The 25,354-nt window shown below is 66.8% G+C and carries 26 protein-coding genes and 2 tRNA genes; 15 read left to right on the top strand and 13 right to left on the bottom strand.

Annotated elements, in window-relative coordinates:
- Nucleotides 1–55: 55 nt before the first annotated feature.
- Nucleotides 56–1,078: a CPBP family glutamic-type intramembrane protease gene (locus LI337_RS12420; RefSeq protein ID WP_227230158.1), complete on the bottom strand. Its 1,023-nt coding sequence runs from the start codon at nt 1,076–1,078 to the stop codon at nt 56–58.
- Entirely contained in the window at nt 1,079–3,127 is a 2,049-nt protein-coding gene (gene lonB / locus LI337_RS12415; RefSeq protein WP_227230157.1) for an ATP-dependent protease LonB, read from the bottom strand.
- Between the two features lie 169 nt (nt 3,128–3,296).
- Between lonB and LI337_RS12410 the strand changes: the two genes are divergently transcribed.
- Together LI337_RS12410 and LI337_RS12405 are read left to right on the top strand one after the other, a co-directional pair.
- Nucleotides 3,297–3,812, top strand: a complete 516-nt coding sequence (locus tag LI337_RS12410; protein ID WP_227230156.1) for a nicotinamide-nucleotide adenylyltransferase — start codon at nt 3,297–3,299, stop codon at nt 3,810–3,812.
- A gap of 1 nt (nt 3,813) precedes the next feature.
- Nucleotides 3,814–4,617 carry an SAM hydrolase/SAM-dependent halogenase family protein gene (locus LI337_RS12405; protein WP_227230155.1) on the top strand — a complete coding sequence of 268 codons (804 nt, stop codon included), beginning with the start codon at nt 3,814–3,816 and terminating at the stop codon, nt 4,615–4,617.
- A 751-nt stretch (nt 4,618–5,368) separates the two neighbouring features.
- Here the strand turns inward: LI337_RS12405 and LI337_RS12400 are convergent.
- The 5 genes from LI337_RS12400 to LI337_RS12380 all read right to left on the bottom strand — a co-directional run bounded on the left by LI337_RS12400 (nt 5,369) and on the right by LI337_RS12380 (nt 10,942).
- Nucleotides 5,369–6,100, bottom strand: a complete 732-nt coding sequence (locus LI337_RS12400; protein WP_227230154.1) for a creatininase family protein — start codon at nt 6,098–6,100, stop codon at nt 5,369–5,371.
- A 51-nt stretch (nt 6,101–6,151) separates the two neighbouring features.
- Nucleotides 6,152–7,177, bottom strand: coding sequence for an alkaline phosphatase family protein (locus tag LI337_RS12395; protein ID WP_227230153.1), 1,026 nt, complete (start codon nt 7,175–7,177; stop codon nt 6,152–6,154).
- 91 nt (nt 7,178–7,268) lie between these two features.
- Nucleotides 7,269–8,336: an alkaline phosphatase family protein gene (locus tag LI337_RS12390; protein ID WP_227230152.1), complete on the bottom strand. Its 1,068-nt coding sequence runs from the start codon at nt 8,334–8,336 to the stop codon at nt 7,269–7,271.
- A gap of 104 nt (nt 8,337–8,440) precedes the next feature.
- Entirely contained in the window at nt 8,441–10,366 is a 1,926-nt protein-coding gene (locus LI337_RS12385; RefSeq protein WP_227230151.1) for an ABC transporter ATP-binding protein, read from the bottom strand.
- 228 nt (nt 10,367–10,594) lie between these two features.
- On the bottom strand, nt 10,595–10,942 hold the full coding sequence (locus LI337_RS12380; RefSeq protein WP_227230150.1) for a DUF7538 family protein: 348 nt from the start codon (nt 10,940–10,942) through the stop codon (nt 10,595–10,597).
- Nucleotides 10,943–11,242: 300 nt separating this feature from the next.
- Between LI337_RS12380 and leuS the strand changes: the two genes are divergently transcribed.
- On the top strand, nt 11,243–13,918 hold the full coding sequence (gene leuS, locus LI337_RS12375; RefSeq protein ID WP_227230149.1) for a leucine--tRNA ligase: 2,676 nt from the start codon (nt 11,243–11,245) through the stop codon (nt 13,916–13,918).
- 83 nt (nt 13,919–14,001) lie between these two features.
- On the top strand, nt 14,002–14,577 hold the full coding sequence (locus LI337_RS12370; RefSeq protein WP_227230148.1) for an SHOCT domain-containing protein: 576 nt from the start codon (nt 14,002–14,004) through the stop codon (nt 14,575–14,577).
- A gap of 79 nt (nt 14,578–14,656) precedes the next feature.
- On the opposite strand, the gene LI337_RS12365 is transcribed toward LI337_RS12370, so the two are convergent.
- On the bottom strand, nt 14,657–15,157 hold the full coding sequence (locus LI337_RS12365; RefSeq protein ID WP_227230147.1) for a DUF192 domain-containing protein: 501 nt from the start codon (nt 15,155–15,157) through the stop codon (nt 14,657–14,659).
- A 61-nt stretch (nt 15,158–15,218) separates the two neighbouring features.
- Between LI337_RS12365 and LI337_RS12360 the strand changes: the two genes are divergently transcribed.
- A tRNA-Val gene (locus LI337_RS12360) sits at nt 15,219–15,291 on the top strand.
- 47 nt (nt 15,292–15,338) lie between these two features.
- Here LI337_RS12360 and LI337_RS12355 read toward each other — a convergent pair.
- Nucleotides 15,339–16,580: a M20/M25/M40 family metallo-hydrolase gene (locus LI337_RS12355; RefSeq protein WP_264475054.1), complete on the bottom strand. Its 1,242-nt coding sequence runs from the start codon at nt 16,578–16,580 to the stop codon at nt 15,339–15,341.
- Nucleotides 16,581–16,688: 108 nt separating this feature from the next.
- Here LI337_RS12355 and LI337_RS12350 point away from each other — a divergent pair, with 108 nt between their 5' ends.
- From LI337_RS12350 to LI337_RS12325, 6 genes are all read left to right on the top strand, one after another.
- On the top strand, nt 16,689–17,237 hold the full coding sequence (locus tag LI337_RS12350) for a hypothetical protein (protein ID WP_227230145.1): 549 nt from the start codon (nt 16,689–16,691) through the stop codon (nt 17,235–17,237).
- Between the two features lie 90 nt (nt 17,238–17,327).
- Nucleotides 17,328–17,401: transfer RNA gene (locus LI337_RS12345), tRNA-Phe, on the top strand.
- 390 nt (nt 17,402–17,791) lie between these two features.
- Entirely contained in the window at nt 17,792–18,013 is a 222-nt protein-coding gene (locus LI337_RS12340) for a hypothetical protein (protein WP_227230144.1), read from the top strand.
- 19 nt (nt 18,014–18,032) lie between these two features.
- Complete coding sequence (locus LI337_RS12335) at nt 18,033–18,173, top strand: hypothetical protein (protein ID WP_227230143.1); 141 nt, start codon at nt 18,033–18,035, stop codon at nt 18,171–18,173.
- 54 nt (nt 18,174–18,227) lie between these two features.
- Nucleotides 18,228–18,638: a DoxX family protein gene (locus tag LI337_RS12330; protein WP_303645272.1), complete on the top strand. Its 411-nt coding sequence runs from the start codon at nt 18,228–18,230 to the stop codon at nt 18,636–18,638.
- On the top strand, nt 18,631–19,089 hold the full coding sequence (locus LI337_RS12325; protein ID WP_227230141.1) for a DUF4440 domain-containing protein: 459 nt from the start codon (nt 18,631–18,633) through the stop codon (nt 19,087–19,089). Before LI337_RS12330 ends, LI337_RS12325 begins: the two co-directional genes overlap by 8 nt.
- 57 nt (nt 19,090–19,146) lie before the next feature.
- On the opposite strand, the gene LI337_RS12320 is transcribed toward LI337_RS12325, so the two are convergent.
- Together LI337_RS12320 and LI337_RS12315 are read right to left on the bottom strand one after the other, a co-directional pair.
- Nucleotides 19,147–20,028, bottom strand: a complete 882-nt coding sequence (locus LI337_RS12320) for an NmrA/HSCARG family protein (RefSeq protein ID WP_227230140.1) — start codon at nt 20,026–20,028, stop codon at nt 19,147–19,149.
- Nucleotides 20,029–20,128: 100 nt separating this feature from the next.
- On the bottom strand, nt 20,129–20,647 hold the full coding sequence (locus LI337_RS12315) for a hypothetical protein (protein ID WP_227230139.1): 519 nt from the start codon (nt 20,645–20,647) through the stop codon (nt 20,129–20,131).
- 91 nt (nt 20,648–20,738) lie between these two features.
- Here LI337_RS12315 and LI337_RS12310 point away from each other — a divergent pair, with 91 nt between their 5' ends.
- The 4 genes from LI337_RS12310 to LI337_RS12295 all read left to right on the top strand — a co-directional run bounded on the left by LI337_RS12310 (nt 20,739) and on the right by LI337_RS12295 (nt 23,287).
- Nucleotides 20,739–20,921: a hypothetical protein gene (locus LI337_RS12310; RefSeq protein WP_227230138.1), complete on the top strand. Its 183-nt coding sequence runs from the start codon at nt 20,739–20,741 to the stop codon at nt 20,919–20,921.
- Between the two features lie 92 nt (nt 20,922–21,013).
- Entirely contained in the window at nt 21,014–22,093 is a 1,080-nt protein-coding gene (locus LI337_RS12305) for a PDDEXK family nuclease (protein ID WP_227230137.1), read from the top strand.
- A 265-nt stretch (nt 22,094–22,358) separates the two neighbouring features.
- Nucleotides 22,359–23,018, top strand: coding sequence for a hypothetical protein (locus LI337_RS12300; protein WP_227230136.1), 660 nt, complete (start codon nt 22,359–22,361; stop codon nt 23,016–23,018).
- A 74-nt stretch (nt 23,019–23,092) separates the two neighbouring features.
- Nucleotides 23,093–23,287: a cold-shock protein gene (locus LI337_RS12295; protein WP_227230135.1), complete on the top strand. Its 195-nt coding sequence runs from the start codon at nt 23,093–23,095 to the stop codon at nt 23,285–23,287.
- Nucleotides 23,288–23,415: 128 nt separating this feature from the next.
- Here LI337_RS12295 and LI337_RS12290 read toward each other — a convergent pair whose 3' ends face one another.
- Nucleotides 23,416–24,354, bottom strand: a complete 939-nt coding sequence (locus tag LI337_RS12290; protein ID WP_227230134.1) for a DUF5995 family protein — start codon at nt 24,352–24,354, stop codon at nt 23,416–23,418.
- A 101-nt stretch (nt 24,355–24,455) separates the two neighbouring features.
- Complete coding sequence (locus LI337_RS12285; protein ID WP_227230133.1) at nt 24,456–25,289, bottom strand: aldo/keto reductase; 834 nt, start codon at nt 25,287–25,289, stop codon at nt 24,456–24,458.
- Nucleotides 25,290–25,354 lie beyond the last annotated feature (65 nt).

Below are 25,354 nucleotides of genomic sequence, written 5' to 3'. Positions count from 1 at the left end.
AACGACCCTCACGTTTGTCCCTGTTTTTCACAGTAGCCGAGGAGGGGGGTGTCGATCACGACCCGAGGTCAAGCCCCTCGTGGACGACGAACTCCAGTGCGTTCACGAGGTAGTGGGCGACGATCACCGCCAGCAGACTCCCGGTCAGCACGAACGTCACCGCGAGCGCGAACCCCAACAGGCCGGTCACGAGGATACCGCCCGGCCCCTGCGCGCCGTGCCCGAGCGCGAACGCGACCGACGACAGCGCGGCGAGCAGCCACGGCGACACGTCGAAGCCGACCGCGACGACGCCGATCAGCGCGCCACGAAAGAGGAACTCCTCGAAGCCGGCGACGATGGGGAGGACGACGACGAGCAGGACGACCCAGCCGAGTCGCGTGTCGGGCGCGAGCAGTTCCCGGAGACTCTCGTCGGCGGTCACGCCCAGTCGGTCGCCGACGCCGGCACCGAGTTCGTTCAACAGGTACAGCAGGAGTCCGACACCGATACCGACCGCAATCGCGGGCAGACCGGTGCTGAGCGGGGCACTCGTCACGCCGAACGCCGACGCCGGCACGTCGGTGAACCACGCGCCGAAGAGGAGAAAGCCGGCGAACAACCCCTGCGAGACGAGGACGTTCGCCAACAGCAGTCCGGAGGTCATCTCGGGTCCCTCCCCCCGGAGCCACGCCGGGGTGACCGGCTCGCTGGCGACCCACTCGAAGCCGTCCGCCTCGTGGCGGGCAGTGAGTTCGTCTGCCTCGTCTGCCTCCGGCGAGTCGTCACCCGGACTCGCCGCGTCGCCGGTCGGTCCAGTCGCGTCGTCCGAGTCGGTCCACGACGCCGGATCGACTCCCGGCGGATCGTCCCACTGCTCGACGCCGGCCTGTTCGTCGCCAGCCGTCTGCGGATCGCGGCCGGCCGTCTCTGCCGGCGGATCACGCGGTCGGTCGCTGTCGCCCGACCGGTCGGCGAGCGACTCCGCCGGTGGGGCGTCGCCACTGCCGGAGACAGTACCCTGCGACGCGTAGGCCAAAACGAGGAGTGCAACCGTGACGACGCCCGCGAATCCCGCGAACGCCGCCCACTCGGTCATCTACTGCGGGCTGGGACTCGACGGCCCTTTGACGCTCTGCTTGTTGAGCGCCTGCCCGGTGATGTTCTTCAGACGGTCCACGAGTCCGTCCTTCTCCGGTTCGCCCTCCAGTGCCACGTCCAGCACCTCGGAGATGTGCGAGACCGGGATGACCTCGATCTGCTCTTTGTACTCGTCTTCGATCATCACGTCCTGCTCGTTGGCGGCCGGGATGATCACGCGGTCGAGGCCGGTCTTCGCGGCGGCCTCGATCTTGTGGGTGACGCCGCCGACCGGGAGCACGTCGCCCCGGACCGACAGCGACCCGGTCATCGCGAGGTTCTGATCGACCGCGACACCCTCCAAGGCGGAGATGACGGCGGTGGCGACCGTGATGGAGGCGGAGTCGCCGTCGACGCCGCCCTCACCGACCTGCACGAACTGGATGTGGACGTCCTGCTGGGAGATGTCCTCGTCGGAGAACTTCTTGATGATGGCGGAGACGTTCTGGACCGCCTCCTCGGCCATCTCCTTCAGCTGACCGGTGGCGATGACCTCGCCCGGCCCCTGCGAGGGCGTCACCTCGGCCATCACGGGGAGGACGATCCCGGAGTCCTCGCCCATGACCGCGAGGCCGTTGACGCGACCGGTGACGAAGCCCTCGCCGACCGTGATGTCGTAGTCCTTCCGGCGCTCGATGTAGTCGTCGGCCAACTGCTGCTCGATGGAGCGGCTGCGACCCTTCGCCTGCAGGACGTGCTGGCGGGTCGTGTTGGCCGCGTCCTCGCCACGAGCGATGTCGCCCGCGACGCGGACGAGGCCGCCGAGGTTCCGGAGTTCGAGCGTCAGGTGGCCTTTCCGGCCTGCACGGCGGCGGGCCTCGAGGATGACCTCCTCGATCGCGGTGGCGGTGAAGTCCGGCAGTCGGCCGTCCTTCGCCACCTCCTGGGCGACGAAGCGGGCGTACTTCCGGCGCATCTCGGGGGTGTCTTCGATGGTGTCGTCCATGTACACCTCGTAGCCGTACCCTTTGATGCGGGAGCGCAGGGCGGGGTGCATGTTCTCCATCGCGTCGAGGTTCCCGGCCGCGACCATCACGAAGTCGGTCGGGACGGGTTCGGTCTGGACCATCGCGCCCGAGGAACGCTCGGACTGGCCCGTGATCGAGAACTCGCCCTCCTGGATCGCGGTCATCAGGTGCTGCTGGGACCGGATGTCGAGGGTGTTGATCTCGTCGACGAACAGCACGCCCTTGTTCGCCTGGTGGATGGCACCGGGTTCCACGCGGTCGTGGCTCGGGGTCTCCATCCCACCGGACTGGAACGGGTCGTGTCGCACGTCGCCCAGCAGGGCACCGGCGTGGGCACCCGTGGCGTCCTCGAACGGCGCGGTCTGGGTGTCCGCGTTGTTGACCAGCAGGTTCGGGATCATGGCGTCGCCGCCGCGTGAGCCGTAGCGGAAGGCGAGGTAGATGACCCCGGCCGCGAGGATGCCGAGCAGAATCTGACCGGCGATGATGAGCGAGTAGCCCAGCACGACGGCGATGATGATCCACATGAGGAACGAGCGCATCTGGTTGCGCTTGCGGGCCTCCTCCTTGTGGGCCTCGACGATCTGCTCGCCCTTCCCGGCGGGGACGGTCCGCACCTTCGGGTTGTTCCCGTCGTCCGGGTTGTGGTAGACGAGCACGTCCTGCAGTTCCTCCTTCGGGAGGAGTTCGGACATCGCCTTCGCCAGCATCGACTTGCCGGTCCCCGGCGAGCCGATCATCATGACGTGGCGGCGCTGCTTGGCCGCCTTCATCACGACGTCGCGGGCGTGTTCCTGCCCGATGACCTGATCGACCAGTCGGTCGGGGACCTCGATCTCGGCGGTCGAGTCGATCTGAAGCCCACCGAGGAGGTCGTCCTCGTCGACCTCGTCGGCGACTTCGGCGTTGACCTCAACGTCGCTCCCGAGGTCGTCGATGGTCGGCTCGTCGTCCCCCGGTGGCTCGTGGCCGTTCTCGGGGCGCGGCTCGCCGACCTCCTCGTCCGGGAGGCTGTCGTCGGTGTTCGTTTCGTTGCTCATAGAACTCTGTCGCTACCTGTGCGGAAGGACGCGCGACTGATATACTTTCTCCCCCCGTGTCGGTCCGACGGGGAGCAGTAAACACCCGCCACGGCCCCTCTACCCGGCGTTTCGGCCGAACGGCGCGTCCCGCCGCCTTTATAAATCCGGCGGTGCGTATCGGCAGGGTATGCGGGGCTTCTACATCGGCCGGTTCCAGCCCTACCACGAGGGGCACCACCACATGGTGGCCGAGATCGCCGAGGAGGTGGACGAACTCGTCCTCGGCATCGGGAGTGCGGGTGACTCCCACACCGAGCGCAACCCCTTCACGGCGGGCGAGCGAATCATGATGCTCACGAAGGCGTTGGTGGACGTGGACATCGTCACCTACGCCGTGCCCATCGAGGACCTCGACCGGAACTCGGTCTGGGTCAGTCACGTCCAGAGCATGTGTCCGACGTTCGACGTGGCCTACTCGAACAACCCGCTCGTTATCCAACTGTTCCACGAGGCGGGCGTCGAGGTGCGGCGCTCCCCGATGTTCCGGCGGGAGGTGCTGGAAGGGACCGACATCCGGGACAAGATGATCGACGACGAGGGGTGGCGGAAGCTGGTTCCCGATCCGGTCGTCGAGGTCGTCGAGGAGATCGACGGCATCGAGCGCATCCAGCGCGTCTCTGCGTCGGACTCGAACGGGGAGTGAGATGATAACGTTCGCCTCCGACTTCGGGTCGCCGTATCCGGCCGCCGTGAAGGGTGTCCTCTGCTCGAAAGTCGACGAGGACGCCCGGATCGTCGACGTCGCCCACGACCTGCCCCGGCAGTCGGTACGGGCGGGCGCGTTCTGGCTTCGGGAGACGCTCCCGTACTTCCCGCCGGCGGTCCACCTCGTGGTGATCGACCCCGGCGTCGGCACCGACCGGTCGGCGGTCGCGCTCCGGGTCGGCGACCACGCGCTGGTCGGCCCGGACAACGGCGTCCTCCGGCCCGTCGCGCGCCGACTCGCCGAGCAGACCGGCGCGGACATGGCGGCGTTCGAGATCACGTACGAGAATCCGGCGTCGGCGACGTTCCACGGCCGGGACGTGTTCGGGCCGACAGCAGGAGAGATCCACGCTGTCGGTGTCGACGCGATGGCGACGTTGGCCGATCTGGAGCCGATGGCGGTCGACGACCTCGTCGCGTTCGAGTTGCCCTCTGCCAGCGTCGCGGACGACGGGACCGAGGGCGACGCAGAGGCCGGGGGTCGCGCCGAGGGCGAGGTGCTGGTCGTGGACGACTTCGGGAACGCGATCACGAACGTCCCGGGTTCGGTGTTGGCTGGTGTCGAGTCGGTGCTGGTAAACGGTGAGCGTGTGCCCGCGGTCGAGTCGTTTGCGGGCGTCGCGCAGGGCGAGCGACTGGTGACGGTCGGGAGCCACGGCTACGTGGAGTGCGACGTGAACCACGGGCGCGGTGACGAGGCGTTCGGTCTCGACCCGGGTGCTCGTGTCGTGCTCGAGTGGTAATCGCGTGGCGAGTCGTCGGTACTCGCGTCGACGAGACGACTGTACCGTGACCCGTGATGGGAGGCCAACAGCACGTAACCGACAACGACACTGCGACCCGTGACCGCACCCGCGCTGACACAGCTACTCGATCTAGCGCACGGAACCGCACCGCAGACCCCGACTGCGACAGCACCGCTACGCAATCTAGCGCACCTCCCAGCGGAACCGCACCAGTACCGCACCCGCAACAGCACCGCACCCGCAACAGCACCCGCACCTCGTCCTCCCCAGCCTCGGCGAGGGTTCTCCGCACCGCCCACCCTCGCCTCCCTCGCGCGTTTCTCGCGCGCCGGGTTTCGAGTCCAATCGCACGCAACTCCCGATTTATAAGCAATCTCGGTCGTTCACAACCCCCACCAGCGCACGCCAGAGTCGTCACCCCGACGAGACGACGACCACCGGAACCTGGGAGGACGCGATCTGGTGGCGACCGACACCGAGCAGTGTCCGAGCGACAGCGAGTGACCTGCTCGCAGTTCGGTCGCCAGCAGTCGGGGAGGTTCGGGGACGACTGCGCGAAACTGGGTTCCCAACCGACAGACGACACGGCGGGTGACGACCAGTAACTGCGCGATGGGACGCAAATCCGGGTGGGACTGAAAGGGGCCGGGGGCTTTCACCCCTTGTCGCCTGCAACCGACTCGACCGAGGTGTCTACAACAGATTCGACTCGGTTCCTCCCGACTTCCCCAGCCGAGTCTACGTCAGCCTACAGGTCCCGCTCGGCAACCGCCTCCAACACCTCACACAGCGCCTCGACAGCCAGTTCCAACAACTCGGCACCCAACTCCGCGTCGCCCGCGCCCGGATCGCCGACCACGCCGTTCTCCGTGAACTCCACCGAGTCGTGCGCGAGATTCACGCCCGAGACCCACTCGCCCCACCGATCCACTGCACGCTCCCGCGCCTCCGCGATCCGGTCCTCGCGCACGAGGTCCGGATAGGTGTACCGGAGGAGTGCGGTCTCCAGTTCGCCGCCGTGACCCATCCGACTCGAGTGCTCGCCGACCGCCTCGAACCACGTGAACGGGACCGCGTAGGCCTCGTCTTCGCGCGAGATGGTCGCCGTGACCTCCCGGAGGGCGTCGACGTTCCCGCCGTGGCCGTTGACGACGACTACCCGGCGCATGCCGTGCTGTGCGAGACTCCCCACGGTCTCTCTGACCGCCGACCGGAAGGTGTCCGGCGAGAGGCACAGCGTGCCGGGGAAGGCGCGGTGCTCGGCCGAGACGCCGACCGAGAGCGTCGGCGCGACCACGCAGGGTTCGTCGTGGGTCGCCTCGTACTGTTCGGCTGTGCGCTCCGCGACCGACTCGGCGTGCAGGCTGTCGGTGCCGAGTGGGGCGTGCGGGCCGTGCTGTTCGGTACTGCCGACTGGCAGCAGCGCGAGTTCGGCGTTCGTCTCGGCCACCTCGGGCCACGTGGCGTCCGCGAGTCGCATACCGGGAGGAGACGCGCCGCAGGCTAATAGCCGGTGGGTCGGAGCAGCGACTCAGACGTAGCCGAGGTCCGCCAGTCGGTCCGCGACGTCGTCTTCCACCCCTGTCGCCGTGTCGGCCGCCGGGTCGCGGTGCCGGGCCGGGTCGTGGTCGCCGGTGTCGGTGGCGGTGGTGACGACCCACGGGACGCGTTTGACCGTCGGCGCGGGACAGCCGATGGGGTGTTCGTAGACGCCGTACTCGCCGAAGCCCTCGCCGTGGTCCGCCGTGATCACCACGCGCTCCGCGTCGACGTTCTCCAGGAGGAGTTCGACGCTGTCGAGGACGAGGCGGAGGTTGTCGAGGTAGCGGTCCCACACCGCCGCGCGGTCGGCGGTGCCCTGTCGGAGCGCGTCGAAGGGCTGTGTGTCGAGAGCCGTGAGGAGCGCGCCGTCGGTCCGGAGGCGGTCGTCCGGTGTCGCGGCCGCCTCGCTCGTCCGACCGAGGTACGGAATGTGCGGTTGCATGTAGTGAGCGACGAGACGATCGTAGTCGCCGCTTCGGCCGGCACGGATGGCCCGGTCGGTCGTCACGCGCGGTGTCGTCACCTTCACGGAGTCGTCGGTGCCGTAGCGCCAGACCTCGTCCAGCAGGCCGAAGTCGCCGGCGGAGACCACGTCCCACGCGGGCCACGTCGCCGGCGGTTGGCGGTAGGTCGGCGGGTAGTGCTCTCGGTGGAACACGGCGTCGGTGTACGGGTTCGCGGTGACGTAGGCGGTGCGGGCGATCAGGTCGGCGTGGTCGCGGTCGAACGTCTGGACCATCCACTCGTCGGAGGTGCTCCCGAGCGACCAGACCGTCGCCACGTCGCCGAGGAAGTCGTACTCGTCGGCGACTGCCCGGAGTGCGTCGACGCGGCAGGTGTCGAGGACGACCAGCAGGTCCCAGTCCTCGTCGAAGACGTGTGTCCCGAGTCGGACGCGAGAGCTGAGCGTGAGCCACAGTCCGACGTAGGTGTAGTAGACCGCGAAGAACGCGCGGGACTTCCACCCGGAGAAGTCGCGGAGATCGTCCAAGAAGGCGTCCGGTTGGAACGGCATACCCAGCCTGTCGCCGCCATCCCTGCTAACTATGGAGTCACTTCTGCGCTGTAAGCCGACCTTTCACGGCACTCGCGCCGGGATTTGTCACTCACTCGTTACTGACTCCGTAACAGTTCTCGGTCCCGTCCCCGTCGGGGACACCACCGTCCTGTGCGATGTGCTCGGTCGGCGACTCGCCGGGTGCCTCCGGGTCGGTCACGTCGGAATCGGTCACGTCGGAATCGGCAACGCCGGAGGGGGTCGGGTAGCTCCCGGTGTCGGTGGCGGTGGTGACGGCCCACGGGACGCGCTTGACGGTCGGGAACGGACAGCCGATGGGGTGTTCGTAGACGCCGTACTCGCCGAAGCCCTCGCCGTGGTCCGCCGTGATCACCACGCGCTCCGCGTCGACGTTCTCCAGGAGGAGCGCCACGTCGTCGAGGACGAGGCGGAGGTTGTCGAGGTAGCGATCCCACACCTCCGCGCGGTCGACCGACCCCGCCCGGAGCGCCGAGAAGGGGTCGGCGTCGACCGCCGGGACGGTCGTCTCGCTCCCGACACCCGTCGACAGCAACTCGGCGATGTACGGCGTGTGCGGCTGCATGTAGTGGACGACGAGTCGGTCGTGGTCGGTCTCCCGCCCGGCGCGGATCGCACGCTCGGTCAGCGGTCGCGGCGGGACGACGCGTAGTCGCTCGTCGGTGCCGTCGTGCCAGACCTCGTCCAGCAGGCCGAAGTCGTCGGCGGAGACCACGTCCCACGCGGGCCACGTCGCCGGCGGTTGACGATACGCCGGCGGGTAGTCGCCGTCCCGGAAGATGCTCTCGCTGTCGAGCTTTCCGGTGACGTAGGCGGTGCGGGCGATCTGGTCGGCGTGCTCGCGGTCGAACGTCTGGGAGAGCCACTCCACCGAGGTACTGCCGAGCGAGGTGATCGACCCGACACCGTCGAGGAAGTCGTACTCGTCGGCGACGGCCTCGAGTGCGTCGACGCGGCAGGTGTCGAGGACGACCAGCAGGTCCCAGTCCTCGTCGAAGACGTGTGTTCCGAGTCGGACGCGTGTACTGAGCGTGAGCCACAGTCCGACGTAGGTGTAGTAGACCGCGAAGAAGGCCCTCAGCTTCCACCCCGAGATGTCACGGAGGTCGCGGAGGAACGACCCCGGTTGAAACGGCATGTCCGTGTGAAAGCGGCCGGAGACACCTAATTATATATATACTACTGACCGGTCTGGAGCGATAACCAGTCCTTACTGCGTCCGATCGGGGGGACGTGGCTCGCTCAGTCGTCGTCGGCTTCGGTCCGGGCCTGCCGCCGACTCGCACGCTCGATGAACTCCTCGGGGAGTTCGTCGATCTCGCCGGCCTGCACGCCCCAGAGGTGCGCGTACAGGCCGTCTTCGCCGAGCAGGTCGGCGTGGGTGCCGCGCTCGACGATCCGGCCGTCCTCTAAGACGACGATCTGGTCGGCGTCCTTGATCGTCGAGAGGCGGTGTGCGATGCTGAACGTCGTCCGGTCCTCGGTCAGGCGATCCAGACTGCGCTGGATCAGCATCTCCGTCTCGGTGTCCACGTCGGAGGTCGCCTCGTCCAGGACCAGCACCTCCGGGTCTTTCAGCACGGCGCGGGCGATGGAGAGTCGCTGGCGCTGGCCGCCGGAGAGCTTCACGCCGCGTTCACCGATCTCGGTGTCGTAGCCCTCCGGCAGGTTGCTGATGAAGTCGTGGGCCTCCGCGGCCTTCGCCGCCTCGACGATGGCGTCGTCGTCGGCGTCGAAGGTACCGTAGGCGATGTTCTCCTTCACCGTCCCGTAGAACATGAAGGTGTCCTGTGAGACGTAGCCGATGGCCTGTCGGAGACTCGGGATGGTCACGTCTCTGAGGTCCTGCCCGTCGATGCTGATCGCGCCCTCGTCGACGTCGTACATCCGCAGGAGAAGCTTCAGCACCGTGGACTTGCCGGCTCCGGTCGGGCCGACCAGCGCGAGCGTCTCGCCGCCCTCGACCGTGAAGTCGATATCCTCGACGATCGTCTCCTCGTCGTAGCCGAAGCTCACGTCGTCGTACTCGACGCGCCCCTCGGAGACCACGATGTCGTCGGCGTTCGGGTCCTCCGCGATGCGACTCGGTTCGTCCATCAGGCCGAAGATACGGGCCGAGGAGGCACGGGCACGCTGGTACATGTTGATGATCTGTCCGAACTGCGCCATCGGCCAGATGAACCGCTGTGACAGCAGGATGAACGTCACGAAGTTCCCGGGCGAGAGGTCGCTGGTGAACGGGCCGAAGGGGATACCGAGCACCATCAGCCCGCCGATCAGGAACGTGAGGACGAAGCCGACGCCCGCGAGGATGCGAAGCCCGGGGAAGAACTTGATCCGGGTGCCGATCGCGTCCCAGTTCGCGTCGAAGTAGTCCTGTGACACGTCGTCGACGCGGTCGGACTCGAAGTCCTCGGTGTTCGAGGTCTTGATCACCTGGATGCCGCCGAGGTTGTTCTCCAGACGGGAGTTGACCTGGCCGACCGAGGAGCGGACCTCGGCGTACTTCGGCTGGATCGTCCGGATGAAGATGTAGGTGAACAGCGCCAGCAGCGGGACGATGACGAGCGTGATCGCCGCGAGTTGCGGGTTGATCCACAGCAGGATGGCGGCGATGCCGACGACCATCACGCCGAGGCGGAACGCCGAGTTCATCCCGTCGTTGAGGAACCGCTCCAGTCGGTTCACGTCGTTCGACAGGATGGACATCATCTCGCCGGTCTGCTTGTCGGCGAAGAAGTCCATGTTCAGCCGCTGCATCTTGTTGTAGGTGTCCGTCCGGATGTCGTGCTGGATGTGCTGGGCGAAGGAGTTCCACCCCCAGTTGCGACTGTAGTGGAACGCGGCCCCGCCGAAGAAGGCGAAGGCGATGATCCCGACCGTGAAGAACAGTTGACCCTGCTCGGTCGGCGGAATCCACGCTTGCGGGACGAGCGGCAGGGTGTACTCCTGTTCCGCCTGTCCGGACCGCTCGAAGATGGCGTCGACCGCGATGCCGAGCAGGATCGGCGGGATGAGATCGAGAACGCGGGCGACGATACTGGAGAGGAGACCGACGACAAAGGCGAGTTTGTTGTCCGATCCGTACTCGGAGAACAGCCGCCGCATCGGGTTCTCCGCCCGTTCTTTCTGTTCTTCGAACGGGTCGTCGTCTTCGTGAACAGCCATTAACACGTCTCAGATGCCGTGTCGGCAAAAGGGTTTGTTTCGAATCGTAATACGCCGGGAGTCGGGCCTGTGCCGACCGTGACGCGTACACTGACCGACGGTCGCGTCGTCGGTCCTCGTGCCGCGCCGAGGGGGACTCGTGAGTGGGCGGTGTGTGACATCTGGAACCGAAGGGACGGCCGGGTGATACTTAGTCGTTCAGGTGGTGTGTCGCGAGGTGCCACACGATCACAGCGTCCGGCCTTCTACCGCCGCGTCGATGCCGGCGTCCGCCAGATCCTCTCGAATCCGTGTCCGGAGTGGATCGGGCACCGTCTCGCGGCCGACGGGCACGGCCGTCTCGCCGTCGCCCTTCACCTTCCAGTAGAGCACGCAGTCGCTCGGGGCGTAGTACTCGACGCTGTAGTGGTCGCCGGCACCCTGGTAGTGGACGCGGGCGGCGTAGCCCTCGACCTGCCAGCCGTCCAGTCGGCCGAGTTCGACCAGTGGATCGGCATCGTCGGCGTCTGGCGACTCGCGGGTGTCGGCACCGTCACGTGATTCTCTGGCGTCGTCGCCGGAACTCGGCTCGGTCATACTGCCCTCGTCTCCCGCCACCTCGGTCGGTCTTTCGGTCGGGCCGGAGAGACCCCACGGAGCAGGCTCTCGGCTCACACCTGCCAGTCGGCGCTGTCAGACGGAAAGTCGAATGTCTCTCGGGTGGCTACGAACCGGTACCGTACTCGGTCCCCGAGACACCTCGAACCGACCGGCGTGACGCGCACTGTCCCGACAGGCGTGTGCCGCCGCAGAATCGCCGGGAGTCACGTCCACAGACGCGGACGCGATTCCTCAACTACTTTGGGTACGCACCGAGAACGACGACACAACCACCATATGCAGTCTGAATCCACCGGCTACGCCCCCGACGCTATCGAGACGAAGTGGCAACGAGCGTGGGACGAGGCGGACGTGTTCCACATCGCAGACGACGAGGCGGACCCGACCTACGTCCTCGGGATGTTCCCGTACACCTCCGGGAACCTCCACATGGGTCACGTCCGGAACTACACGATCACGGACGCCTACGCCCGCTACCGCCGGATGCAGGGCGAACCGGTGCTCCACCCGATGGGGTGGGACTCCTTCGGCCTGCCCGCCGAGAACGCCGCCATCGAGCGCGACACGAACCCCGAGGAGTGGACCCTGTCGTGCATCGAGACGATGCGCGAGGAGATGCAGGCGATGGGGTTCGGCTACGACTGGGACCGGGAGATCACGACCTGCCAGCCCGACTACTACCGGTGGAACCAGTGGCTGTTCAGCCGGTTCCACGAGGCCGGACTGGTCGAGCAGAAGGCCTCCGAGGTGAACTGGTGTCCCTCCTGTGAGACGGTGCTGGCCGACGAACAGGTCGAGGGCGACGAGGAACTCTGCTGGCGGTGTGACACGCCGGTCACCCAGCGCGAACTGGACCAGTGGTTCTTCGAGATCACGGAGTACGCCGACGAACTGGTCGACGACCTCGACAGACTGGGCGACTGGCCCGAGAGCGTCCGCGCCATGCAGCGCGACTGGATCGGCCGGCAACACGGCTCGACCGTCGAGTTCGACGTGGCGGGCCACGGCCCGGTCGAGGTGTTCACCACGCGACTCGACACCATCTTCGGCGTGACGTTCTTCGCGCTGGCTCCGGACCACCCCATCGCACAGGACCTGGCCGCAGAAGACGACGACGTGGCCCACTTCGTCGAGGCGGTCGCGGACCCCGACGGCGACGAACCGCAGGGTGTCGCCACCGATCTGACCGCGACGAACCCGGCGACCGGCGAGGAGATCCCGGTCTTCGTCGCCGACTTCGTGCTGTCCGACGTGGGGACGGGCGCGCTGATGGGCGTGCCCGGCCACGACGACCGCGACCACCGCTTCGCCGAGTCGATGGGCGTCGACATCACGCCGGTCGTCGCGCCCGCAGACGAAACAAGCGAGGACGACGCGGCGTCAGCCGACGCCGGAGAGTCCGACGCGCCGGACGTCTCCGAGTCGGCGTTCACCGAGGACGGCGTCCTCGTCAACAGCGGCGAGTACGACGGCCTGCCGAGCGCCGAGGCCCGCGAGCAGTTGGAGGCCGACATCCCCTCGGCGGCCCACGACGTGCAGTACCGCCTGCGCGACTGGGGCGTCTCCCGCCAGCGCTACTGGGGGACCCCCATCCCGGTCGTCCACTGTCCGGACTGCGGCCCGGTGCTGGTGCCCGACGAGGACCTGCCGGTCGAACTGCCGGAGTTCGTCCAGACGACCGGCAACCCGCTGGACGAAGTGGAGTCGTTCGTCGAGACGACCTGTCCCGACTGCGGCGGCGAGGCGCGCCGGGAGACGGACACGATGGACACCTTCGTCGACTCCTCGTGGTACTTCCTGCGGTACGTCTCGCCGGACCTGACCGACGCGCCGTTCGACACAGAGCAGGCGAACGACTGGATGCCGGTCGACCAGTACGTCGGCGGCATCGAACACGCCGTGATGCACCTGTTGTACTCGCGATTCGTCACGAAGGCGCTGTCCGATCTGGACCTGCTGGAGCACCGCGAACCGTTCGACAGTCTGGTCACCCAGGGGATGGTCCTACTGGAGGGCGAGAAGATGTCGAAGTCGAAGGGCAACGTCGTCTCCCCGCAGGCCATCGTCGACGAGTACGGCGCGGACACGGCGCGCCTGTTCACGATGCAGGCGGCTCAGCCGGAACGGGAGTTCAACTGGACCGACGAGGGCGTCCAGTCGAGCTACCGGTTCCTGAACAAACTGTACCGAGTCGTCGAGTCGGTCACCGAGACCCCGCCCGAAGGCGACCACGACACGGTCGCGGAGTACGTCGAACGCGAGCGCGACCGCGTGCTGGCGATCGCCGAAGACGACTTCGAGAGTCTGACGTTCAACACCGCCCTGCGCGAGACGAGAGAACTCGTCACGCTGCTGGAGCGGTACGCCGACTACACCGAGCCACACGCCGAGACCGTCGAGGAGACGCTGTCGGCCGTGGTTCGCGTGCTGGCACCGGTCGCACCGCACGTCGCCGAGGAACTGTGGGAGACGCTGGGGTACGACGGCTTCGTCGCCGAGGCCGAGTGGCCGACCTTCGACGGCGACCTGTCTGACGTGGAGATCGAACGCCGGGTCATCGAAGACACGCGCGGCGACGTGCGCCAGATCGTGGACGTGGCCGACATCCAGGACCCCGAGGAGATCCAGATCGTCGTCGCACCCGACTGGAAGTACGAGGCCTACGAGATCGCGCGCACGAGCGACTCGCCGAACGTGATCGGCGAGATCATGCAGCAGGATCACCTGCGCGAGCGCGGTGACGCGGCCGCCTCCTACGGGCAGGACTTACAGGAGGAGCGCCAGTCGCTGACCGAACAACTCGATCCGGCGCGTGAGGTCGCGGTGCTGTCGCGGGCCGCGTGGCTGATCGAGAGCGAGTTCGACGCGGAGGTCGTCGTCCGGCAGGGTGGGGCCGACGAGGACGCGGTCTCGAAGGCGCGACCCGGTCGCCCCGCGATCCGGATCGAGTGAGGCTGTCGGCACGCCGCCCGCCGCACGTATCGACGCATCGACACGACCGAACCGTTTTTGTCCAGGCTCCGGTAGTCGGAGGTATGCTCGGGTCCTCCGACAGTTCCACCCTCCGTGCGGTCCACCGCCTGCTCGAACACTACACGCCAGACGGCACGCTCGGGAGACTCCTGCTCGGCCTGTCGGCACTCGGTCTCTCGCCGTTCATGCTGTTCGGCGGAGTGATCATGATCACCGACGCGACGACGTTCGTCGCCTTCCTGACCGGCGTTCTCGGCGTGACCCTCGGACCGTTCGCGCTCCTGCTGGGTGTCGTCACGCTGTGGCCGGTGTACCTCTCGTTGATCGGCAACGTCGAGTCGCCCGCCGACTACGCCACGACGAGTGGCCGCCGACGGTCGTCTGTCGGGCTCTCCGGCACCGACTCGGTCGACCCGGTCGGCACGACCGACCTGTCCGGCGGTGCGTCGTCCGACGACGAGTCGGCCGAGGCGATCCTGAAACGACGCTACGCGGCCGGCGACATCGACGACGCGGAGTTCGAGCGTCGACTGGAGCGGATCATGACGGCGGAGGCGGGCGAGGACTGGGACAACGAGACGACGCGAAACGCCGCCCGGAGCCGACGTAAACGAGAGACAGAGCAGGTGGAGAACTGAGTCTCCTGCGACACGGAGCGAACGAGGCACGGCGTACGAGAGACCGGATCGCAGTCGGTGAGCGACTACAGTCGGCCGATCACGGATTGCGGTGTTCGTCGGGGATCACGAGTCGGTCGCCGACCTCGATGCCGTTCTCGGTCGTGAACTCGTAGGGGACTTCGAGGACGTACTTTGCCTGTCCTGTGTAGCCCTTCAGATCGCCCTCGCTCGTCCCTTCGGGCGGGAGTTCGGCGTGGTGGATGCGGGTGACGGTGCCGTTCGCGGCGACGAACACCATGTCGATGGGGAAGGCCATGTCCCGCATCACGTAGGTCTTGCGCGACTCCTCACCGTGGACGAACAGCATCCCCTCGTTCGGCCCGAGCGACTCGGTGTCCGACAGGCCGGTGTAGCGTTCGTCGAAGGTGTCCGAGACGCGCACCTCGACGGTCGCCAACTGCTGGCCGGACTCGTCCTCGACGGTCACGGTCGTCCGGTCGTAGCCGTCACTGCCGACGAAGCCGAGTTCGAAAGCGGCGACGCCACCGACGGAGACGAGGAGGATCGCGGCGAGGGCGGCGGCGGTGCGGGAGTCCATACCACCCGTTGCGGGCGAGAAAGTAAACGTTATTCGCTCGGACGCGCTCGGTGGGAGTGCCGGGTCCGTAGTCTAGTGGTTATGACGCGTCCCTTACAAGGACGAGATCGGTGGTTCGACTCCGCCCGGACCCACTCGCTCGCGTCTCCATCGTTGCACTCTCTCACTTCACTCCGCCCGCTCACTCGGCGAGATACGTCTCGACTGTCCCGGCAAGCACGTCCCGCGCCGTCGCCACGTCCGGCCAGTGGATCGTCTCGTTGGGGAAGTGCGCCTGCTCGATGGTCCCCGGGCCGAACAACACGGTCGGAATCCCCGCCGCGACGTAGTGGCGCGAGTCGGCCCCGTATGTCGCCCCCTGCGCGTCGGTCTCCGCCAGGCCTGCCTCGGTCATCGCCGACTGGAGCGCTCCGACGACCGGTTCGTCGGGACTGATCTCTGCCGGTTCGAACTGGATGGTGAACCGCTCGAACGTCGGCGGGTGTGCCGTGAGCCAGTCGTCGTCGGCCACGACCTCGGCCAGACGCTCCGCGAACTGCGCCTCGACCTCCGAGACGGTCTCGCCCGGCGCGACACCGATGCGCCACTCGGCGGTCAGGGTGGCGGGCACGGTCGAGGCCCACGACCCGGCCTCGACACGCCCGCAACAGATCGGCCACGGGATCGGAAACTCCTCGTAGAGGGGGTGGGTGACCGACTCGGCACGCTCGGCTTCCAACTGCTCGAACGCGTCTCGGATCGTCTCGAAGTGCGGCAGGACCGACTCGCCGACCCACCGGGTCGCGGCGTGGGCCGACCGCCCCTGGAGGTGGAGCCGCTTCATCACGGTCCCCTCGGTGGCGGTGACACACCGGAGGTCGGTCGGTTCCGCGACGACCACCGCGTCGCGCTCGAAGGGGTACGGAGTGTCGAGTGCGGCGGCGGCCGCGCCGATGCCGCCCTCCTCCTCGCCCGCGACACCCTCGACGACGACGCGACCGTCGAGCGAGCGATCGCCCGACTCCACCGCATCGCGCACGTCCAGCGCGGCGAAGACGCAGGCGGCGAAGCCGGCTTTCATGTCGGCCGCGCCCCGCGCCGTCAGGTCGTCGCCGTCCCACGACGGCTCGAAGGGGTCGGTGTCCCACAGTTCGGCGTCGGCCGGCACCACGTCGAGGTGGCCGTTCAGGACGAGCGTCGGCCCGGCCTCGGGGTCGCCGAACTCGAGGACGCCCGCGACACTCGGCCGGTCCGCCGTGTCGATCTCCGCCGGATCGTCGGGAAACGAGGGATGGTCGGCGAGGCGCTCGGCGTCGGCGGTCCACGTGTACGTCTCGAAGCCGAAGTCGGCCAGTTGGGTCCGGACCCACTCGGCGGCGGGGCGTTCCCGCCCGTCGGTCGTGTCGAATCGCAGGAGTCGCTCGGTGAACGCGCGGCAGTCCATGCCGGCAGTGGGTCGGCCGGGGGTAAAGTTCCCGCCCCGGACGCCGTGGAGCCTGACGGCCACCAGTCCTAAACGGCTCGTCCGACTACGCTCGGCCGAGTGTCACGTATGGTGAGTGCCTCGAACGCCGCCGTCGTCGCAGTCGTCGCGATCACCCTCGGGGTCGTCGGTGCGGCGGCCTTCGGCGTCGGGCCGTTCTCCGCCGACGTGGTGCCGAACGGCGGGACGGCCACCGACAGTCCGTCGGCAGACGACCCGGGGACCGGAGGTGAGAGCGCCGGCGGTGACGGCGCGAGTGGATCGAGTGGGACCGCGACACCGGAACCGGCCCCGTTCGGCTTCCAGATCGACAGCATCGAGGAGTGCGGCACGACCTGCCGGGACGTGACCGCGACGCTGACGAACCAGCGTGAGTCGCCAGCGACCGACGTGACCGCCACGACGCGCATCTACGTCGAGAACGACCAGATCTGGCAGGGGTCGGAGGACATCGGTCGACTCGACGCCGGAGAGTCGACGACGACGACCAAGCGCGTCGAGATCGGCTACTTCGACGCCGCGAAGATCCAGAACAACGGCGGCTACGTGACGGTCGAGACGACGATCACCACCGTCGAGGGGAGCTACACCTTCAGCGGTCGGCGGCAGGTCGCGTGAATCGGGTGTGTCGCGGGGCGCTAGTGGAGGTTGCGTCCCACCGCCGTATTCCGAAATCCTTTTTGCTGTCTTCGGCGTCGTTCGAGACGCGCCGCCTTAGCTCAGACTGGGAGAGCACTCGACTGAAGATCGAGCTGTCCCCGGTTCAAATCCGGGAGGCGGCATATTCTGAGACGGTGAGCAACGCGAACCGTCGAAGAAACGACGCCGACCGTGATTTGAACCCTGCGAGTCGCGCGCAGTGAACGAAGTGAGCGAGCACGTCTCGCTCCGGTTCAAATCCGGGAGGCGGCATGTTCTACGGCGACGAACGAAGTGAGGAGGCGGCATTTTTGCTGTGAACGACGTGCACGGTGACGACGAGCCAGAGCGGACCCTACATCCGGTGAGTCACAGCCCGGACTGGCGAGGAACGCGAGGCGCACCTCCGGAGTGGTTCACCGCGAATCACACCCAGACGCTTACCTCTCTGTTCGGTACTCTCTGCTGGTTCGTCCACAACTCCCTCACCTGCCACCACTATCTTCCGTCTCCAGCGTCAACGTCGCCCCCGCATGACAGACGACGACCACGGTCTCGACATCGAGGAAGACACAGACCTCGAAACAGCCGACGACGACGAGCAGACCGCCGCAGAACACGACAACGAGGCGAACGAGGAGATCGAGAAGGCCGAGAAGGAGCGCAGTATCGAACAGGAGTCCGAGGTGCGCGAGGAGGAGGCGAGCGAACAGGAGAACCCCGACTCCCACCGCGACGAAGAACCGTTCCAGTAGATCGGTCGTCGGTGACGAGATGACCCACGACACACCCGGCGACCCCGACAGCGACCGGCGGTGGTGCGCGCAGTGTGAACTGAGCGTCGAACCGGTCGTCGCCGACGAGGGACTCGTCTGTCCGTCCTGCGGTGCCGACCTCGGCTCGGCGGGTCGGTGAGCCCGTGCGACGCCCCGTCCGAACAGAACACTTTCGCCGGAGGCGGCCCACCCCCTGACCGTGCCGACCACCACACTCGCCCGACTGAAACGCCCGCTCCGCTACCTGATGGGCGGCCTCTACGTCCTCGCCGGGATCACCCACTTCCGCGCGCCCGACACCTACGAGCGCATCGTCCCGCCGCAGTTTCCCGCCCCCCGGACGCTCGTCTACCTCTCCGGCGTCGCCGAGATTCTCCTCGGTGTCGGGGTGCTGTTCGAGCGCACGCGCCGGGAGTCTGCGTTCGGACTGATCGCCCTGCTCGTGGCGGTGTTCCCCGCGAACGTCTACATGGCGACCAGCGACGACGTCGAGTTGGGCGCGGTCCCCGACGAGTATCGTGACCTCTCGAATCTCGCGCTGTGGGCGCGGCTTCCACTGCAGGCCGTGCTCGTCGCGTGGGCGTGGTGGTACACCGATGAGTGATTCACAGCCGGCTGCTCCGCCGACCGAATCGGCCTGCCGCGCGGAGATCGAGCGCCTCCACGACCGGTTCGTCGCGTGGTTCACCGCCACCGCCGACGAGGACTCTTTCGCCGACATCGCGGACGCGCTGGCCTCCGACTTCGAGATGGTCACACCCGACGGGAATCGGGTGGGCCGCGAGGCGGTCCTCGACTCGATCCGAGCACAGTACGGCCGGGACGACCCCGGCACGTTCGACATCGAGATCAGGAACGTCGACCTCCGACACGCGACCGACGACCACGCGACGGTTCGCTACGAGGAGTGGCAGGAGACAGGTGGCGAGACGAGAAGTGACGAGACGACTGCCGGCGAGACGACCGGACGAGTCAGTACGGTGCTGTTCAGCGTCGATTCCTCCGCCACCGGCGACCTGCTGTGGGTCGACGTCCACGAGACGTGGCTGGAGTGAGGCCGACGAGACAAGAACTCGTTCGAGAACAGTCTGTTGGCGACTACCTCGGTCGGATCAGCGCGAGGCGGCCGGCGCGGGGCGGAAGGCGTCGGAGGCTGTGAGCCACGACGCGAAGTCGGTAGTCTCGATACCGTACTCTGCCCGGAGCGACTCGGTGTCGATGTCGTAGCCCTCGGCGTTGAACCACGCGTACATGTCGGCCATCTCGTTGCCGGCGGCGTCGCGGTAGGTGTCGAGGTCGAGGTGGACCGGTTCGATCTCCGTGCCCATCGCGGTCGAGACCGCGTCGGCCATCGCTTCGAGCGTCAGCGAGTCACCGCCGAGTTCGAAGGTCTGTCCGACGAAGCGCTCGGGGTCGGCGACCGCCGTCGCCACGGCACGACCGATGTCGTCGGCGTCTACTAGTCCGAGTTCGACGCCCTCGTCGAGGGGCATCGAGAGCGTCCCGTTCCGGAGTTCCTCGCCGTGCATGTACGCGAGGTTCTGCATGAAGTACACCGGGCGGACGATGGTCGCCGGGAGACCGAGGTCGGCGACGTGACGTTCGACTGTGTACTTCGACTCGAAGTGCGCGAGTCCGGTGTCGCGGTCGGCACCGCCGACAGAGCTGTAGACGAAGTGTGAGACACCCGCCTCGCTGGCGGCGTCGGCGAGTGTGATCCCTTGTTCGGTCTCGACTGCGGGACCGTCCTCGAAGAACGTCGTCACGCAGAACACCGCGTCCATGCCGGCACAGAGCTCCGCCATGCGCTCGCCGTCGGTCAGATCGCCTTCGACGACCGTGACACCGCGTTCGGCGAGTGCCTGTGCGCGCTCGCTGTTCGCGTCACGGGTCAGGCCGTACACGTCGTACGTGCCGTACTCGCCACCGAGGAGGTGATCGACGACTGCACCGCCCTGCGTACCGGTCGCTCCCGCAACGAGAATCTTCGTCATTACAGCCGCTCAAACGCACAGCGAGGAGATAAGGGCGTAGTGAGCCGTGCGCGCACGCGGTCGGTGACACGGTCGAACACGATGCTGGTCGGGGTCGCCGTCAATACTGGTACACCGCGTTGGCGATGCCGGCCGTCTGGCCGAGGTTCGCCAGCGTCAGGCCGACGAGCATCACGTCGAGACTGAGGAAGCCGAGGAACGCGGGGAGGTAGACGACCATCCCGAGCAGACTCAGGACCGCTCCGGCGGTGTAGACACGCGGGGCCTCACCCACCGGTACGTCCCGTCCGGTGAGCCACAACCCGACAGCGGGCAGGAGCATCCAGCCGAGGACCGTCGCCCCGAGCAGTGCGCTGTTCGGCGGCGACAGCAGGAAGCCGACCGTGCCGAGGAGCGTGACGCCGAGACCGGCGACGAGGACCGTGCGCCACACCCTGAGTGTCCCCTCGGCCATCTCCGACCACGAGAGCGCGGCGAAGGCGATCAGCACTGCGTCCATCACGAGGTGTGCGATGAACACGGTTCGCGTCTCGACCAGTCCGGCGTGCCCGACCGTCGCCAGGGTCCACGCCGCCGGGACGAGGAGCACCGGTCCGTTCTCGCGGAGTCGTCTGAGCATACGCTCCCGTCTCGGCCGGCTGTCAAGAACGTTCGGCGTTCGACACGACAGACGACAGGAGTTTTGTCTGTCGGGAGAGCACCGACCGACGATGAGCCTGCCCGAAGACGCCAAGCAGTGTCCCGACTGCGACAGTCACGATCTGACCGTGCTGTCACACTACCGGGTGCCCGGTGTCGTCCACCGGTACGGCTACGCGTGTGACGACTGCGGGACCGAGTTTCGGCTGTTCTCTGTCGGCTGGCTCCTCGATCTGGTCACGACGTTTCTGTGAGACGGTTTGCGTGTCCATATCGCTGTTAACGAACCTAATCTACGAGTGATTTGACCGACAGTTCTTTCTCCAGAACTCTCAAAATCGAGGGCATGATATTCTCTATCAACAACAACTCCGAGGCGGTAACAGAGTTGAAAGACGAACAGTTTGCTGACCTCGACATTTGGGAACGTCGTGATCTACAGGAATGGGTGATTGACAATCCTCGTATACTCGGTGAGGACCTGCTCGTTGTCACCTCCGAGTACGACGGATTTGAAGGCTTACGAGACCGATTAGACGTACTCGCGTTGACTCCTGACGGGAAACTCGTCGTCGTCGAACTCAAACGCGATAACGCCGACGACACGACCGACCTACAAGCGATAAAATACGCAAGCTACTGTGCGACGTTAACAGCTGAAGACATTCAAAACGAGTACCGTGAATTCTGGCAGGAACGAGACGACGAGGAGCTCACACCGGGATCGGTCGGCGAGAAATTCAACGACTTTCTCCAGGAAGGAGTGCTCCGCGAAGACCCATTTACCGAGGACGGCTGGGCGGCCTTTGATCTTGGCTCGAAGCCGCGAATCGTTCTCGCGGCCGGGGAGTTCGGGACCCAAGTCACCGCGCCCGTGATGTGGCTAATCGAAGAGTACGGGATGGACATCACCTGTACGAAAATCGACGCCTACGATAACGATGACGAGATCCTGCTTGACTCCCAGCAAATCATCCCGGTGAAAGAAGCCGAGGAGTACATGACCCGCCGGCGTGAGAAAGAGGAGAGACAAGACGAGAAACGACACTCCGGTAGGACGATTACTCTGCTCCTTGATCGTGAACTCCTCAGTCAGGGCGATGAGGTTGTCTTCACCGAGAGCTACGTCCCCGACGAGTTCTCTGACGATCCACCAGTCCAACAGTATGACGAAAGCGATGACTTCTGGCGCGCCCGAATCACGGGGAAAAAAGGCCAGAGTGATAACGTAGAGTGGCTCTACGACAACAAAGAGTACTCTTTCACTGGGCTGTCGAAAGAGCTACTCCGGCAACTTGCTGGCCGCGATTCCGACAAGGCGCTCAACGGCTACAAGTACTGGACTCTCCAAGAGAATCCAGCATACACGTTGGATGAACTCAGAGACAAGCGATCACTACCGACCGTGCAGGATGTGGAGAACTGACCTGCAACTTGGTACCGACGCACAAAACCGGCGCGTCGGACGAGCATCCGGTCGCCTGCGGGGGCATCTACGCCGCCTCCCTGCTGGACGTGCTCCGGTGACTCGTGTTCGTCCGGCCGACGTTGTCCGGTGTGTGACGACCAACTGACGACTGTGTGTCGGCCGAGACAGCACGACAACGACCGTACTGCCGCGATCTCGAACTGGAAGTCAACCCACGGTGACACGAATATTTATGTCGGTGATTCGGAAACGTCTCCGCACGATGCACGCAGGGGTACTCGGCCGAGTCGACGGCGACTTCGACGTGGTGGAGGGGTACTGGGAGACGACCGAGACGGAGGGCCACGAACTGACCGACTGTCTCGACGTGACGCGCGTCTTCTCGCTCCCGTCGGGCGGGATGGCCTTCGCCGGCGACGCGGCCCGCCAGTCGCTCCAACACGACAGCGTCCGCGCCGTCACGCCGACCGGCATCGAGGTCCACGAGGAGACGCGGCCGACGACCGACTACACCGAGATAGCGGGTGTGCCGGGGGAGTTCGTCGTCGCCGGGAGCGGACGCGGCACCTTCGCCTTCGACTTCCTCGCCGCCGACACGGGGACTGCGGTGGACCGGGCGACCATCGACCTGGACGAGTTTCTCGCGGGTCTCCCCGACCCGGACCCGTGGAAGGCCGGGTTCGCCGGAGCGACCGGGACCGGCGTCCTGCACGGGGCGGACCTCCTCGCGGACGCGGCCGCCGAGGATCTGCTGGATCGCGGCACGCTGAACCAACTGGGTGTCAGCTACGACGACGGCGACCGACGGGTGAAACTCTCGGTTACGCGAAGCGGCTACGTCGAGGTGTACCGCCCGTCAGCGTTCGAGACCGGCGACTTCCTGACGTTCCTGCGGGACCAGGTCGTCCCCCACGTGCACTGAGCCGACGGCGCACGCGCCGTGCCACCGCGACCCTCGCAAGTCTTATACCCGACACTCTCGTCGATTGGAATGCAATGGCGACTGGAACCGTTGATTTCTTCAACGACACTGGCGGCTACGGATTCATCTCGACTGAGGACGCGGACGACGACGTATTCTTCCACATGGAAGACGTCGGTGGCCCGGACCTCGAAGAAGGACAGGACATCGAGTTCGACATCGAACAGGCCCCCAAGGGTCCGCGCGCGACGAACGTCACCCGAGTCTAAGTCTCTCAGACTCTACTTCGGATTTCGACGCTATCGCGGTTCGATCCACGCTTTTTGTGACGCTACCCGACGAGTGACGACACCACCGGTCGTCGACGGCGACACACGACCGATCACGCTCCCGTCAGTCACTCCTCCGAAGGCACCCCGTCACCGCGCTCCACGCCGGCCAGCGCGTCCGCGACCGACCGACTGACCGTCGGCGCGAGCAGCAGGTACGCCGCCCCGGTCGAACTCGTCCGGAGGACCCACCCTGCGAGTCGCCGGCGCAGACGGAACCGCGAGGAGAGCGCGACCGCAGACCGCCACGCGCTGTCTCGCCCCTCCCGGAGCGAGAGCATCGACAGCGCCTCGTCGAGTCTGCCGAACGACTCGTCGAGGTCCGTCACGCCGGGGGCGTAGTTCGCGGCGATCCGATCCTGCACCTCGTCTACCAGCGACCGGAGCACCGCGTTCACGGCACAGTGGTCGGCGTACCGCGCCCGGCGATCCGGCCCGACGCCGACGCGGTGGAGCGCCAGCGCGAGGTCGTAGTTGACGTGGGCGTTGATCCCCAGGACCACGTCCTGCACGACCAGCGCGTCCCCGCGCTCGGCGGTCTCGAAGGCGACCTGCCACGGGTCGGGGAGCGCGACGAGGTCCCCGGTCTCGTAGGCGAGCAGCGCCTCCCGATACAGATCCGCGAAGGTGACGAGATAGTCGGTGACCCAGTCCGGGTCGGCGAACTCGCCCGCGTCGATGGCGACGCCGACCGCCTCGGTGACCCGCGCGTAGACACAGAGAAACGCGCCGCGCCGGTCGCCGCGCTCGCGGAAGGTCGATTCGAGCGTCGTGAGTCGCTCGTGGGCGTCCGCGACCGACTCGAAGGGGTCGGCGATCAGCGGGAGAATCCCGGGGTCCGGCCGCCGAGAGTCGTCGTCGGCTACTCGTCGGGTGTCGGTTACCGGTCGGCGGCCAGCGCCCGTTCGGTCGTCGCGGTCGGTCGGCGGTCGGCCACCGCGGACCCCGGCGACCGTGGTCCGGGCACGGTGGCGTGCCGAGGGTCGTGGATTGGGGCCGACTGACATGCCAGTCGGTACGCTACCGTCGGAGAAATACGTTCCTCCGAGGTCGGTGTGTCGGGGAGTCCCGACTCCCGACGACACCGGCAGAAGGTTGGCTACGGCGGTTACGCGCCGAGTCGCCGCATCTCCTCGTCGGTCAACTCGATGTCCCGGGCGGCGACGTTCTCTTCCAGGTGCTCGACGCTGGAGGTGCCCGGAATCGGGAGCGTGACCGGCGAGTGCTGGAGGAGCCACGCCAGTCCGATCTGCATCCGGGAGGCGTCGTGGTTCGCGGCGACCGAGTCGAGGACCTCACCCTTCTCGCCGAGGTCGCCCGCGCCGATGGGGTACCACGGGATGAAGCCGACGTCGTAGTCCTCGCAGGCCTGGAGGACGTCCTCGTCGTCGCGGTGTGCGAAGTTGTAGCGGTTCTGGACGGTCGCCACGTCCACCAGTTCGCGGGCCTCGTCCAGTTGTTCGACCGAGACGTTCGACAGGCCGACGTGGTCCACGAGGCCGTCGTCCTGCAGTTCGGCGAAGGTGTTCACCGAGTCGGCGAACGGCGTGTCCGGGTCGGGCCGGTGGAACTGGTAGAGGTCGATGCTGTCGGTTCGGAGGCGGTCGAGGCTGCAGAGCACCTGGTTCCGGATGTAGTCGGGGTCGCCGTGGGGGAGCCACTCGCCCGATCGGTTCCGGAGGAGACCGGCCTTCGTCGCCACGACGGCGTCCTCGGGGTCGAGCGCCTCGCCGATGAGACGCTCGGAGACGCCGGGGCCGTAGGAGTCGGCGGTGTCGATGAAGTCGACGCCGAGGTCGACCGCCCGCTGGAGGACCTCGTGGGCGTTGGCCTCGTCGTCCGGCGGGCCGATGATCCCCTCGCCGCAGAGGCGCATCGCGCCGAAGCCGAGCCGGTTCACTGTCAACTCGCCGCCGATGTCGAAGGTGTCGGGAGTCGCCATAGTCGGTGGACGACGGCGAGCGGCAAAGATGTTCGTGGGGCGGGGGAACTCGCTGGTAGTCGAGT

The sequence above is a fragment of the Salinirubrum litoreum genome (genome assembly GCF_020567425.1).
In the GTDB taxonomy this organism is placed as follows: domain Archaea; phylum Halobacteriota; class Halobacteria; order Halobacteriales; family Haloferacaceae; genus Salinirubrum; species Salinirubrum litoreum.
This window is presented reverse-complemented; position numbering and strand designations above follow the sequence as displayed.